We start from the raw sequence: 12,886 nt of genomic DNA on the forward strand, positions 1-12,886 counted from the left end.
CTTGTGGGATGCGGCGGGAGGGGGCTCCCGGTGCCGGCGGGGGATGTTGCCGGCCTGCTCCGAGCCTAATCGCGATCGGGCCCAGGGTGGATCGCGGCCGGCACGCCCGAGACTGATTGGAGATGCTGGAGACTCCTCCGCTCTCGTTTCGTGGGAGGATCGCGCCGTGCCGTCGCTCTTCGCTTCCTACCTGCGGGTGTACGAGCCGTTGACCGCCTTCGATCGGGACCGGCAGCTCTTCTGGCGTCGCTACGTCAAGGAGGGCAGGGCGGTGGCTCCGCTGGAGGGGCCGGTACGGCAGCGGACGGCGGTGATCGAGGCGCTCGGTGCCGGCTGGACCCGGCTGCCCGACCTGCCCGAGGAGGCGTACGTCCTGGAAGCCGACGACACGCTGCTGGTCTGCCCCTGGAACCTGCGGGTACGGGTCGCCGAGGCGGCGCTGAGCGCCCGGGACGGCGTGCCTCCGGTGCTGGCCGACGCGTTCGTCCCGCCGGTGCTGGCCGGCCAGGCGAAGGCCGTGGTGGAGGACTGGCGCAGCGGGGCCCGGGTGCTGGAGCACGGGGTGCCGAGGCTGCACGAGCAGATCGCCACCTGGGGAGTGCCGCTGCGGTGGTTCGTCTTCGTCGACCCGGAGGAACGCGAGCTGACCACCCGGCCGGACCGGCGGGTGCTGCGCTACCGCACCGAGATCTCCAAGGCCCGGCGGCGAGCCTCCCGGGGCCTGTCGGTGCTGCGTAAGTCGGTCGGGGACGCACCGATCACCGAGGCCGTCGAGGAGGGGGCCCGGTGGCTGGAGGAGTTCCATCCCCGGTCGGTGGTGGAGCTGGACTACGGCGGGCTGGTCGACCTGCTCCCGGACGAGGCGCTGGCTGCGGACGACTCCCCGGAGCTGGTCGCGGCCGGGCTGGCCGGGCTGTCCCGGGGCGACGCGGACGCGGCCACCGAGGCGTACGAGAAGCTTGTGGCGCGCTGGCGGGCGGTCCAGTTACTGGAGCGTTGCAATTAGCGAACAATGCGGCTCAGAGCCCATTGGGAGCGCACACAGGTGAATGCCCCTCGTAACATCGACGTCACGAGGGGCAATCGGCCGTCCGGTTAAGTCTTTTTCTGGCATAAAAAAGGGCCATATATCGGTCATTGTTCATCCGTCCATCCAGGGACCTTCGGCCGTTCGGCCCATGTCGGACATCGGGGACTAGCCGGACCATGGGAGACGCGTCGGCCGGCGGGACCCCGGCCGATGTCTATAGGCACCTGTGGAGGAGTGACCGATGGCATCGCGTACGCATGAACCTGAGCCGCTACTCACGCCGGCAGAGGTCGCGTCGATGTTCCGTGTCGACCCGAAGACCGTGACCCGGTGGGCTAAGGCGGGGAAGCTCAGCGCGATCAGAACGCTGGGCGGGCACCGCCGTTACCGCGAGTCGGAGGTTCGTGCCCTGCTGCAGGGCCAGATCCCCCAGCAGCGGCAGGGCGACTGAGACTCGAAACCGAACGTCGAAACAGGGGTGGGGCTCGTACGAGCGTACGAATCCCACCCCTGAGTCGTGTCCGGACAGTCAGCTCCCGGTCAGCACCGCGTCTTCCCGCTCCGCCCCGTCCACCAGCCGGCCGTCCCGCAGCGTCAGGACCCGGTCCGCCAGGTCGATCAGGGTCGGATCGTGCGTGGCCACCAGCGCGGTCATCCCTCGGGCGTGCACCAGCGCGCGGAGCAGGTCCATGATCGAACGACCGGTCTCCGAGTCGAGCTGGCCGGTCGGCTCGTCCGCGATCAGCAGCGCCGGATCGTTCGCCAGCGCCCGGGCCACCGCGACCCGCTGCTGCTGGCCGCCGGAGAGTTCGTACGGGCGCTGTGCCGCCTGACCGCCCAGCCCGACCAGTTCGAGCAGCATCGTCACCCGCTCCTCCCGCTCCGCCCGGCGCCGCTTCGCCAGCCGCAGCGGCACCCCGACGTTCTCCGCTGCGGAGAGGATCGGGATCAGCCCGAAGGACTGGAAGACGAAGCCGATGGTGGAGCGGCGCAGCTCCAGCAGTTCGCTGCTCCCGGCGGCGGTGACCTCGTGCCCGGCGACGTGTATCCGCCCGTAGCTCGGCCGGTCCAGGCCGCCGATCAGGTTCAGCAGGGTGGTCTTGCCCGCGCCGGACCGGCCCCGGATCGCCACCAGCTCGCCCCGGGCGGCGCTGAACGAGACGTCCCGGACCGCGTGCACCACCCGGTCCCCGGCGGCGTAGTCCCGGCCCACCCCCTCGACCCGGACCAGTTCCTCACCCATCAGCGGCCCTCTCTCCCCGTCTGCGTCCACTTTCGGTCCCCGGTGCCGCTCTGCTCCGCCGGTCACGACCCCTCACCGTCCCGGCCCGGCCGGACCTGCACGTGGTCCGGCGCCAGGTTGAGCCGGACCCGGTCGCGCAGGCTCAGCGCCTCCACAAAGGCGGAGGGCAACTGCATCCGGCCCGACCGGTCCAGCAGTGCGTACTCCTCGGTGACCAGCTCCTCCACCCCGTCGGCGCCGAGCCGGGTGGAGCGGCGTACCTCGGAGGCGGTCCGCCCGTCGCGGATCGCGACCGTCCGGCGGACCTGGGACGAGACGGTGTGGTCGTGCGTGACCACCACGATGGTGACGCCGAGTTCGGCGTTGATGGTGCGCAGCGCGCCGAAGACGTCGGCCGCGGTCGCCTCGTCCAGCTCACCGGTCGGCTCGTCGGCGAAGAGCACCTCCGGGTCGTTCGCCACCGCGACCGCCACCGCACAGCGCTGCTGCTCGCCGCCGCTCATCTGGTCCGGCCGCCGGTCGGCGCAGTAGCCGACGCCGACCATCTCCAGCAGTTCGGTCGCGCGCCTGCGGGCCGCCCGGCCCCGCAGCCCCCGGGCCATCCGCATCGGCAGCTCCACGTTCTCCCGGGCGGTCAGGTACGGCAGCAGGTTGCGGGCGGTCTGCTGCCAGACGAAGCCGACGGTGTGCCGGCGGTACCGCAGCCGGCGCTTCGGCGACATCGTCAGCAGGTCGAAGTCGGCCACCCGGGCGATACCGGCGGTCGGCACGTCCAGTCCGGAGAGGATGTTGAGCACCGTCGACTTGCCCGAGCCGGAGGCGCCGACGATGGCGAGCAGCTCGCCCCGGTCGACCACCAGGTCAAGCCCCTGTAGCGCGACCACCTCCACGCCCTCGGTCTTGAAGATCCGGACCAGCCCGTCGCAGACGATGTGTCCCCGCAGCCGGTCCTCGCCGCCGGCCCGGGCCGCCGCCCGCTCCGCGGCCCTGCGCTGGAGTACGGCGAGATCGGGCACCGCAGCGGCAGTCGTCGGACTCGCCATCAGTTCTCGTCCCCTCTCCGAGCCATCAGTTCTCCTCTCCGAGCCGGAGCACCTCGCCGAGGCGCATCCGGCGGTTGATCAGATTCTCGACACCGAGGGCGGCGACCAGCGCCACCACCACCAGCAGCAGTACGCCGACCACCAGCAGCGGATCCAGGTGGATCCGGGCCGGCAGGCCGCCGGTGAACCCGGACAGCCCCAGCGCCGGCCCGAGCAGCCAGGGCAGGGCCACCCCGACCAGCCCACCGGCCAGCACCGCGACGCCGAGCAGCGGCACCAGCTCGTAGACGAGCAGTCCCCGGCCCTGCCCTCCGGAGAGCCCCATCGTGCGCAGCCGGGACAGCATCCGGCCCCGCCCCGGCGCCTGGGCGAGTACGGCGAAACCGACCGCCAGCAGCGCCAGTGCGGTCGCCCCGGCCACCCCGGTGCCGAAGGTGAAGCTGAGCAGCCGGTTCACACCGCTGCGCTCCAGTGCCTCCCGGTGCTGCGCCCAGGTGGTGACGGTGACCGCCGTCTGCGGGCGTACCTGCTCGACCGGCTGTCCCAGCACCTCCGCCAGGTACTCCCGCTGGGCGGTGTCCACCGTCGCGATCAGTTCGGCGGCGGCGAAGCCGTCACCGGCCACCAGGAACTGGTTGGGCCGGATCGGCTGGAACTGCGGCACCGGCAGCGCCTGCCAGGGCAGTACGACGAACCGGCGGACGTCGGCCGCCAGCCCCGGGAATCCGGACGCCACCCGGTCGACCCGGAACTCGTACCGCCGGCCCTGCACCTCGGTCACCGCACCGGCGCCGACCGCCTCGGCCACCTCCGGCGAGACCAGCGCCGGCACCGGACCGTCGATCCGCCCCGGCGCGGCCAGCCCGGCCGGTACGTCGACGTCGACGCCGCTCGCCGCCAGCACCCGCGCCAGCGACGGGCCGTCCACCACGAGTACCTGGACCTGGCCGAGGTCACGCCCGCCGAGCAGGTTCGGGGTGGGCGACCGCAACGGCTGGCCCACCCCGACCGCCAGCGGGCTGACCGCGCGCACCCCGGGCAGCGCGGCGATCCGGTCGGCGGTGGCCTGGTCGGAGTAGGAGCCGACGATCCGGGCGGCGGCGCCGATCTCCTGGTCGGTGACCCGGTCCCGGGCCTCGGCGACGGTGCTGGTCACCACGCTGGTGAAGACCCCGGTGGCGATCGCGACGACGAGTACGGCCAGCGGCCCGACGGTCACCGGCGCGCCCCGGCCGGCCCGGGCCAGGCCGACGAACGGCACCACCGTACGAGCCCGGGCGGCGATCCGGCCCACCTGGCGCAGCGGCCACGGCACCAACCGCAGCGCCACCAGGGCGGCGGCCACGGCCAGCAGCACCGGCACCGAGACCAGGTACGGGTCGACCCCGGTGTCCTGGCTCAGCCCGCGCCGGTGCAGAAGTACGACGCCGAGCACCGCGAGCAGCAGCACGAAGAGTTCGGCGGTCAGCCGGCGTACCGACGGGCGGTGGCGCATCAGGTCCCGGCGCCGGCCCACGAAGCTCGCCCGGCGCTGGCTCAGCATCGCCAGCAGCGGAATGGCCAGGGTGGTGCCGACGGCGACCAGCGCGACCCCGAGCGGCTCGGGCCCGGCCGGGCGACCCGGCGCCAGCCGGCCGAGCAGCCAGCCGGCGAGTACCGCGACCGGTAGCACGGCGACGGTCTCCCGCAGGGTACGAGCACCGATCTCCACCGCCGCCGCCCCTCTGGCCCGGAGCAGGGTGAACTCCTCCCGGCGGCGCTGCGCCGCCAGCCCGGCGGCGAGGGCGACCAGCCCGAGCAGCGTGGCCAGGATGCCGGCCTGCACCACGGCGAGCAGTGCCCGCACCGCGCGCAGTTGGCCGTCGAACCGGGTCAGGCTGTTGTCCAGGCCGGTGGCCAGCACCAGTCCACGCTCCGGCGGGGTACGCCGGGTCGCCGCGATCGCGGTCAGCACCTCCGGGATGTCGGCGGTGGTCACCCGCTCCTCGTCGACCCGGTAGCGCCACTCGTAGGTGAGCCCGAGCCGTCCACCGGCGGCGGTCATCCCGGACAGGTCGGTCAGCAGGGCGGCCCGGTGGGTGGTGCCGGCCGCCGGGTCCGAACAGGGCACCTCGGCGAGCCGGATCGCGTCCCAGGCGGGCGCGGCCGGGTCGATCGGGTCGTACAGCCCGACGATCCGGACCGGGACGGAGCCCTGGTTGAACCCCTCGCCGCTGAGCACGACGGCGGTGCCGACCCGCAGCCCGAGGATGCCGGCGGCCTCCCGGGACAGCGCCGCCTCGACCCCGTCCCGGGAGGCCGGCCAGCGCCCCTCGACGACCCGCAGCTCCCGTTCGACACCGGTCTGGCCGCGTAGTTGCAGCTCCGGCCGGCAGCTTCCGCGCAGCGACGGCGCGTCGCCCGCCACGCCCAGGTCCTTCGGGCCGATCCGGCCGGCGAACCACTGCTGACCGACCAGCGACGGCAGCGGCCCGGGCAGCTTCTGCCGGTACCGGTCGAGCCGCTCCGCCGCCACGGCGGCGTCCGGGCCGTCGACGGCGTTCAGCGACGTCGTGTAGGTCAGGTCCCGGACCTGGTACGGCAGTCCGCGTACGTCGTGCCGCATCCCGTCGTCGGCGAACTCGTTCGCCAGCCGGGGCGCCCCGGTGACCAGCAGCGCCGCCACCAGCCCGAGTACGCCGAGCAGCCCCAGGTAGCCGGCGAAGATCCGGGCCCGGCGCAACGGCCCCGGCAGTCGCCCCCCGGCCCGCCTCGGCACCGATCGACCGTGCACCGCGTCCTGCCCCTCCACCGGTCCCGCCTCCACTGGTCCCGCGTTCACTGGTCCCGCGTTCACCGGTCCTCCCCGATCCGTAGCTGGGCCGCGGCCAGCCGTTGCCGCATGGTGGCGGCGGTCAGCCCGCTCAGCGCGAGGGCGAGCAGCAGCAGTACGGCACCGGTCCCGGTCGCCGGCAGCCAGGCGACGTCCAGCAGCGGCACCGGTACCGGCCGCTGCGCCGACGGGGTGAGGATGACCAGCGGGGCCATCGTGGCCGCCACGCCGACTCCCACCCCCAGTCCGACCAGCACGCCGATGCCGGCGAGGAACGCCTGCTCGACCAGGAGCGACCGGGCCAGCAGCCGGGGGCCGGCGCCCAGGGTGTGCAGCACGGCCAGCTCGGTGACCCGGCGCCGGGCGGTGGCCCGGACGTCCACCGTGATGCCGACCGCCGCGAGCAGGATGGCGCCGAGCGCGGCGGCGAAGAGGGCGGCCCGGGCGCCGACACCGTACGGGTCGTCGCCCGAGCGGCTGGCCACCTCCAGCCGGTCGGCGACCTGGAGCCCGCCGAGCCCGGCCACCGCCCGGGCCGCCTCGGCGTGCTGGTCGGGACGGGTGGCCAGCCACCACTCCTCGGGCGCGGCGAGGATGCCCCGCTCGTGGAAGAGCGCCGTGGCAAGCGACGGCAGGTCGACCAGGAGCGCGGCCGACTCCGGTACGCCGGGCAGTGCGGCAACCGTACCGGTGATCCGGACGTCGACGGCTCCGCCGGCCAGCACCAGTACGGTCTGGTCGCCGACTCCGAGCCGCAGCGCCGCCAGCGCCTCCGGGGTGGCCACCAGCGGCACCTGCCCCGGGCCGGGCGCGACGGTCACGGCGAACGAGACCGACGAGCTGACGCCCGCCCAGCCCCCCGACGGGGACGCCTGGTACTGGGCGGTCAGCCCGCGTGGTCCCGCCGTCGCGGGTCCGGTCTCGCCGGAGCGGTGCACCGCCTGCCACTGCCGGCCGTCGGCGAGCGGCACGGCGGTCGCGGTGCCGCCGGCCGGGGCGGCGCGCAGGTCGGTGAGCTGCCAGTCGACGACGTACCCGGGAGGTCCGTGGGTGTCCACCGCGAAGCCGGCCAGCCTCGGCGGGGTGTCCCCGCTCGCCGGTAGCTGCACGCTGAACCACAGCGGCTCGTCGTCGTAGCTCGCGCCGAGCGGGATCCGGAGGTGCCCGCCGTGCGGCTCGGTGAAGACCGCCGTGGTGCGGACCGGAACCCGGGCGGAGCCGCCCGTGCCGGTGGTGGTGATCTGACCGGTCAGCCGAGTGGTCCCCGGCGGAAGCTCCACGACCGGGGCGGTCACCCGGGCCCCGGCCATCCCGGTGAAGAGCCCGGCGGTACCGCCGTCGACCAGGTCGTCCCGGAGCCGGACGACCGGTCCGGCCTCGGCGACGTCCAGCGCGACCATTCCGGCCGGCACGCCGTCGGTGCCGAGCCGGGGAGTGTCCCGCCAGGCCGGCACGGACCGGCGGCGCGACCCCGCTCGACTCGACCAGCCGCAGGTCGGCGCCGACCTGGTGGTTGGCCTGGTCGGTCAGGGACCGTTCCGAGGTGGCGGCCAGGCACCAGGCGAGGGTGCCGACCGCCACCGCCAGGGCGAGCAGCAGCACCGGACCGGCGTGCGGCCGGCGACCGGCCTGCCACATCCCGAGCATGGTGCCGGTCCAGGACCTGCGGTCGACCCACCGCTCGGCGAGCCGGGCCATCGGCGGCAGGCCGCGCAGCGCGAGGACCGCCCCGGCGAGTACGCCCACCGTGGGGGTCGCGGCCAGCAGCGGGTCGATCCCGAGGGCGCCGTCCGGGCGGGCGCCGGCCAGCGGCGAGGAGTACTGCCGCAGTTGCAGCCAACCCAGCACCGCCAGGGCGACCAGCGCGACGTCCAGCCCGGCCCGCTGCGCGATCGTCCGCCGGCTCGGCCGGGACCGGCTGGCCAGCTCGCCGACGTAACTGCCGCCGCGGCGCAGGGCCGGGCCGAGCATCGCCAGCGCGCAGCCGAGCGCGGCCAGCGCGGCGATCAGCCAGGCCCGGGTGTCGAGCCGGGGATCCAGCCGTAGCGCGGCGGCGGCCAGCACCGGGGTACGGTCGGCCAACCGGACCAGCTCGGTGGCGAGTACGGGCGAGATCACGGCGGCCGGCAGGACGACGAGCAACGACTCCCGGGCGGCCAGCCCGGCCAACTGGCCCCGCCCGGCGCCCCGGGCCCGGAGCAGCGCCGCCTCGCCCCGGCGCTGTTCGGTGAGGAGCAGCGCGACCAGCAGCAGCGCGTACCCGCCGAGGACCACCACCAGCAGCATCGGGGTGACCAGCGCCGACCGACCGACCAGCCCGGCCCGGTCGAGCCGCTGCACGAGCTGGTCGAGCTGGGTGGTGACCAGCCCGGAACTGCCGAGCCCGGTCTCGGCGGGCAGGCTGGCGGTGGTCTGGCCGGCGGCCTCGCCCAGCCGGCCCAGCGAGCTCATGGTGGCCCCGGCGAGGTCGGGTTCGACCAGCCAGCCGGCGGAGGCGTTGGTGATGAAGTGGTCGAGGAAGTCGGCCCGGTCGACGGCCAGCGGCCCGTACGTGGCGGACCCGGTCGCAACCCCGTCCGCCACCTCGGGCACGAGCCGCCAGTACGGGTCCCGGACGTCGCGTGGTTTCCAGACGCCGGTTACGGTCACCTCGGTCACCCGGTCGGTGACCCGGTCGCTGATCGGGATCCGGTCGCCGACCCGGGCTCCGAGGATCTTCGCGACCGGTTCGGCGAGCGCGGTCTGCACCGGTCGCCGGCCGGGGCTCGGCCACGCGCCGTCGGTCAGCAGGGCGTGCCCGGGAAGGTCGTCGAGGAAGACCACCCGGGCGAAGACCAGGCCCTGAGCGTCCGGTACGGCGTTCCCGGTACGCCCGGCGAACTGCCGTCCGGCGGCGTAGCCGGCCCCGGAGATGTCGGCCGGTACTCCGCCGAAGCCGTCGGCGAACCGGGAGCGTACCGCCTCGTCCCGCTCGGCGAGGCTCTCCGGGGTGCTGCCGGCGGTGCCGCGTACCAGGATCGACCGCTCCTCCTGGGAGGCCGACGCGACCGCGCGCTCGGTGCCGGAGTCGACCACCTCCCGGCTGTACCCGGCGAGCCCGGTGAGCAGGGCGGTGGCGATCAGGGTCGCCCCGGTCGCCGCGAGGAGCAGACTCTTCGCACCGCGGGCACGCCGAAACACCAGCCTCATCGTTCTGCTTCTCCCCCATGGGCGAGGCGGGCGGCGTCGGTCGTCGCCCCTCATGGCTGCGAAGCGCCCGAGGGCGAGCGAAAGGTTGGCGTACGGGGGAGTGAATTGGCCGACAGGCGACTTCGTGACCCGATCATGACGGAACTGAGATCGAGTCGTTGTCGATCACCACTGGCCCGGGCGGTGCCGGGCCCGCACCGTCCGAGACGATTTCGGGTACGACAAAGGCCGTGGCCGCGGCTCCCCGGATCCGTCGTACCCGGAGAGCCGCCGCCACGGCCACGGTCGGTCTGGCGCCCGGCGGCGTCGGTCAGGTGGTCGGCGGAAGGCCGCCGTCCCCGTCCACCACCTCGTCCGGCTTGCCGTCCTCGTCGGCGTCGACCATGGTGATGTCCACTTTGCCGTCGCCGTCGGTGTCGAACTGGAAGAGGTCCGCCTTGCCGTCGCCGTCGGTGTCCACCACCCAGACGTCGGTCTTGCCGTCCTGGTTGGCGTCCGCCCGGAGCAGTTCGATCCGTTCGTCACCTCGGGTGTCGACGGTCTCCTGCGACTCGCTCATCTGTTGCCCTTCCGTCAGCTAGAAGTTCTGGCCACGCCGGAACCCTCGATCTGCGTGCCGCCCGACACCCACGAGAAACTCCCCGACACGACTACCGCACTGTGCCACCTCGCACTACCCCCGTGGGGCCCCCGCCATGCCGACCGGGGCACGGCGAGACCCGGGCACAGGCGGCCGAGCTGGACGGATCGGGCAGCACGACGGCCGCCGTACGCGTCCGGCGGCGTTCGCCGCCGCGATCAGTTCGTGACGTACGGGTTGGTCTGCCGGTCCTGGTAGTTGACCTGGTCGACGGTGCCGTCGTGGTCGGTGTCGACCATCAGCCGGTCGGCCTGGCCGTCCTCGTCGAGGTCGACCCGGATCTCGTCCGGGCGCCCGTTGAAGTCGCTGTCGGTCATCCAGGTGTCCGGCCGACCGTCGAAGTCGGCGTCCGCGACCACCCGGTCCACCACGCCGTCCCGGTTCGTGTCGGTGACCACCGAGTCGACCCGGCCGTCGCCGTCGTTGTCCTCCAGCACCTGGTCGACGTGGCCGTCCAGGTTGGAGTCCCGCTCGACGCTGTCCAGCCGACCGTCCCAGTCGGTGTCCTGGTAGCGGACGTCGGCCACCCGGTCGCCGTTGACGTCGAACTCGAGCAGCTCGGCGTAGCCGTCGCCGTCGAGGTCGGTGGCGACCTCGGTGATGCCGCCCGCGTAGTGCGTGACCACGGAGGTGACCGGCGGGGGCTCCTCGGCGATCTCCAGCGGGTCCAGCCCGAGCGGATCCGAGGAAAGCGGGTCCGAGCCGGGGTCCGCCGCCGGTCCGAGGCCCTGCTGGTCGTCGACGCCGGGCAGTTCGTGCTCCGGAAGGGCGTCGCCCAGCACGCTGGGGTCACCGTCGTAGCTCATGTCGTACCTCCCCGGTCTCCCTGTGCCCGGCGGGACCGCCGGGCACAGGGGTAACGCTAGGCCGACCAGCCCACCCGGCGACTCCCGGAAGTGTGCCACTCCCATCGAGTACCGGCGGACCGCCGCCCGGCGGGTGAGGTTACTGCTGCTGGATGCTCACCCCGGCGGCGGCGAGCGCCTCGATGACCCTCGCCGACTCGCCGAAGCCGATCACCAGGATGGCGTCGGCGCCGAACTGCTTGATCTCCTGAGCGCCCTCGGTGAAGTCCACCGGAGGCGCGTCGGGGCCGTCCTTCACCTCGTAGTTGAACAGCCGTACCTGGTCCGAGCCGTGTCCGGCCCGCTCCAACTCGGCCCGGACGTTGCCCTGGAGGCCCTCGCCGTACGAGTCCTGCCGGGCCACCAGCGCGATCCGGCTCGGCCCGTCCCGCAGGATCATGTCGGCGAGCGCCCGCCCCTGGAGGATGTCCGACGGGGCGGTACGGAAGTAGAGCCCCCGGTCGTCCACGGTGCTGAGCCCGGCGTCGGTGTTGCTCGGCGAGAACAGCACCAGTCCGGCGGCCATCACGTCCGGCAGTACCGCCCGGGAGATGCCGGAGGCACCGGCCCCGATGATCACGTGCACTCCGGCGCGTACGTGCTGCGCCACGGTCGCCTTCGCGGTGTTCGGGTTGGTGCCGTCGTCGCCGTCGACCCAGACCACCGGCTTGCCGAGTACGCCCTCGGCGGCGTTGACCTCGTCGACCGCCAGCGCCACTGCCGCGGCCATCGGCGGATAGGCGAGCGCCAGGTCACCGGTGCGCGGCAGCAGGCCGCCGAGCTTCAGCGGTGCACCGCTGTTCTCCTCGAGCGCCTCGGTCTGCCTCTTGCCGGCCGGCGGCTTCTTGACGCTGGCGGTGGACTCGTCACCGGCGCCGAGGAACTCGGTCTTGCCGTCGTCGAGCTGCTCGTCGCTGCCGAAGTGCAGGGTTGCATAACTCGCCGTGGAGGGCTCGCCGGCGTCGGTGAAGCCACCCCGGTTCAGCGAGACGCCCCGGTAGGCGACGTCGGTGCCGGCCCGGGCGAGTTGCAGGCAGGCCGCGATCGAGTCGCAGCGCTCCCCGCCGGTGGTGACCCCGACGATCTGCCTTGCGATCTGGGCCGGGTCGGTCGAGCCGGCGAGCTGCGCCGCGATCGCACTGATCGCGACGGCGTCGTACGACTCGGCGGCGTAGAGGAAGTCGGAGAGCTTCGGGTCCTTGCGCCGCAGTCGGTTCTTGAAGTCCTCGGAGAGCGGGGTGAGTGGCGTGGTGCCCTTCATGCCCTTGAGCAGACCGGTCTGCTGGTCGAACTCCGCCTTGAAGGAGTTCTGCATGTTGCCGTCCGTGCCGTACAGGCGGACCTGGGTCGGCCGGGACTGCTCGGCCTGCCCGGCCTCACCGTCGCCATCCGAACCGCAGCCAGCCAGCAGCAGCGCCGCACAGGCAGCGGTGGACAGTGCGGCGCGGCGGGTGCCGCGGAATACGAGCATGGGTCGTCCTTCCTCCCCGGAGATCCGTTGCGCAGATTAGCGCGCCTGCTTCCGACGCGCGCCCGCGGTCGACCGCCAATTGGCGACCGTGGGGCTCTATCATCCTGGATAGGTATCGTTCATGCCGTTTGTCGGACGCTGCTTGACCTGGCGGCATACCCTTCCGCACGTGACGGACGTTCCGCAGGAGACGCTGGATGACGCCACCGCCGTGCTCACCTCCGCGCTGGCCGGTGACAGCGACGGCGTGGTCGGCACGTTCGACGCGGTGGTCGACCGGTCCGGCGTCGCCGGTGCGTACGAGGTGGCCTGGTGCCTCGCCGCCACGATGGTCGGCGACGGTGTGCCCCGGGGCCCGTGGACCCTCGACTTCCCCGGGATCGACGAGGCGGGTTACGACGCGCGCTGGGTGGCCCGGTTCGTCAGCGCGTACGCGAACGCCGACGGCGACACGGGTGCCGCGCTCTTCGGCGCCGCACTCGCGGACGGACAGTTGCCGGAGTGCCTGCTCACCCTCGCCGGGTCGGCCGTCGCGACGCTGCGGCACCGCGCCGGTTAGCTGTCTCATCGACGCCCATCTTTGCATGCTCCTCATCCGGTTTGTCCAGGGGCA

At 73.6% G+C, this 12,886-nt stretch carries 11 protein-coding genes and 1 pseudogene; 4 read left to right on the forward strand and 8 right to left on the reverse strand.

What is annotated here, in order from left to right:
* The first annotated feature begins 166 nt into the window (after nt 1–166).
* Both R6Y94_RS28970 and R6Y94_RS28975 read left to right on the forward strand, forming a co-directional pair.
* Entirely contained in the window at nt 167–1,006 is an 840-nt protein-coding gene (locus R6Y94_RS28970) for a hypothetical protein (protein ID WP_318399009.1), read from the forward strand.
* Nucleotides 1,007–1,271: 265 nt separating this feature from the next.
* Nucleotides 1,272–1,481, forward strand: coding sequence for a BldC family transcriptional regulator (locus R6Y94_RS28975; RefSeq protein WP_007073996.1), 210 nt, complete (start codon nt 1,272–1,274; stop codon nt 1,479–1,481).
* Nucleotides 1,482–1,559: 78 nt separating this feature from the next.
* Here R6Y94_RS28975 and R6Y94_RS28980 read toward each other — a convergent pair whose 3' ends face one another.
* The 4 genes from R6Y94_RS28980 to R6Y94_RS28995 form a co-directional block, all read right to left on the reverse strand.
* The gene (locus tag R6Y94_RS28980) at nt 1,560–2,273 is read right to left on the reverse strand and encodes an ABC transporter ATP-binding protein (protein ID WP_318399010.1); all 714 of its coding nucleotides are present in this window, start codon (nt 2,271–2,273) and stop codon (nt 1,560–1,562) included.
* A gap of 62 nt (nt 2,274–2,335) precedes the next feature.
* On the reverse strand, nt 2,336–3,316 hold the full coding sequence (locus R6Y94_RS28985) for an ABC transporter ATP-binding protein (RefSeq protein WP_318399011.1): 981 nt from the start codon (nt 3,314–3,316) through the stop codon (nt 2,336–2,338).
* Nucleotides 3,317–3,341: 25 nt separating this feature from the next.
* The gene (locus R6Y94_RS28990) at nt 3,342–6,152 is read right to left on the reverse strand and encodes an FtsX-like permease family protein (RefSeq protein WP_318399102.1); all 2,811 of its coding nucleotides are present in this window, start codon (nt 6,150–6,152) and stop codon (nt 3,342–3,344) included.
* Nucleotides 6,149–7,582 (reverse strand): FtsX-like permease family protein, encoded by a 1,434-nt coding sequence (locus R6Y94_RS28995; RefSeq protein ID WP_318399093.1) that lies wholly within the window; start codon nt 7,580–7,582, stop codon nt 6,149–6,151. Before R6Y94_RS28995 ends, R6Y94_RS28990 begins: the two co-directional genes overlap by 4 nt.
* Nucleotides 7,583–7,671: 89 nt before the next feature.
* On the opposite strand from R6Y94_RS28995, the gene R6Y94_RS29000 reads away from it, so the two are divergent.
* The gene (locus R6Y94_RS29000; RefSeq protein ID WP_318399103.1) at nt 7,672–8,067 is read left to right on the forward strand and encodes a hypothetical protein; all 396 of its coding nucleotides are present in this window, start codon (nt 7,672–7,674) and stop codon (nt 8,065–8,067) included.
* A 71-nt stretch (nt 8,068–8,138) separates the two neighbouring features.
* Here R6Y94_RS29000 and R6Y94_RS29005 read toward each other — a convergent pair.
* The 4 genes and pseudogenes from R6Y94_RS29005 to R6Y94_RS29020 form a co-directional block, all read right to left on the reverse strand.
* A pseudogene (locus R6Y94_RS29005) lies at nt 8,139–9,371 on the reverse strand (ABC transporter permease); the annotation flags it as partial.
* A gap of 256 nt (nt 9,372–9,627) precedes the next feature.
* Nucleotides 9,628–9,876, reverse strand: a complete 249-nt coding sequence (locus R6Y94_RS29010) for a hypothetical protein (RefSeq protein ID WP_318399012.1) — start codon at nt 9,874–9,876, stop codon at nt 9,628–9,630.
* A gap of 239 nt (nt 9,877–10,115) precedes the next feature.
* A complete protein-coding gene (locus R6Y94_RS29015) occupies nt 10,116–10,763 on the reverse strand; it encodes a hypothetical protein (RefSeq protein ID WP_318399013.1) in 648 nt (215 codons plus the stop codon).
* 139 nt (nt 10,764–10,902) lie between these two features.
* A complete protein-coding gene (locus tag R6Y94_RS29020) occupies nt 10,903–12,273 on the reverse strand; it encodes an ABC transporter substrate-binding protein (RefSeq protein WP_318399014.1) in 1,371 nt (456 codons plus the stop codon).
* A gap of 169 nt (nt 12,274–12,442) precedes the next feature.
* Between R6Y94_RS29020 and R6Y94_RS29025 the strand changes: the two genes are divergently transcribed.
* Nucleotides 12,443–12,832: a hypothetical protein gene (locus R6Y94_RS29025; protein WP_318399015.1), complete on the forward strand. Its 390-nt coding sequence runs from the start codon at nt 12,443–12,445 to the stop codon at nt 12,830–12,832.
* The last annotated feature ends 54 nt before the right edge of the window (nt 12,833–12,886 follow it).

Origin of the sequence: Plantactinospora sp. KLBMP9567, from assembly GCF_033446045.1 — a bacterium.
GTDB lineage: Bacteria > Actinomycetota > Actinomycetes > Mycobacteriales > Micromonosporaceae > Plantactinospora.

Coding starts and splice junctions, on each gene's coding strand:
- R6Y94_RS29020 (WP_318399014.1), bottom strand. CDS start 12,273: ATGCTCGTATTCCGCGGCACCCGCCGCGCCGCACTGTCCACCGCTGCC.
- R6Y94_RS28985 (WP_318399011.1), bottom strand. CDS start 3,316: ATGGCGAGTCCGACGACTGCCGCTGCGGTGCCCGATCTCGCCGTACTC.
- R6Y94_RS28980 (WP_318399010.1), bottom strand. CDS start 2,273: ATGGGTGAGGAACTGGTCCGGGTCGAGGGGGTGGGCCGGGACTACGCC.
- R6Y94_RS29010 (WP_318399012.1), bottom strand. CDS start 9,876: ATGAGCGAGTCGCAGGAGACCGTCGACACCCGAGGTGACGAACGGATC.
- R6Y94_RS28975 (WP_007073996.1), top strand. CDS start 1,272: ATGGCATCGCGTACGCATGAACCTGAGCCGCTACTCACGCCGGCAGAG.
- R6Y94_RS29015 (WP_318399013.1), bottom strand. CDS start 10,763: ATGAGCTACGACGGTGACCCCAGCGTGCTGGGCGACGCCCTTCCGGAG.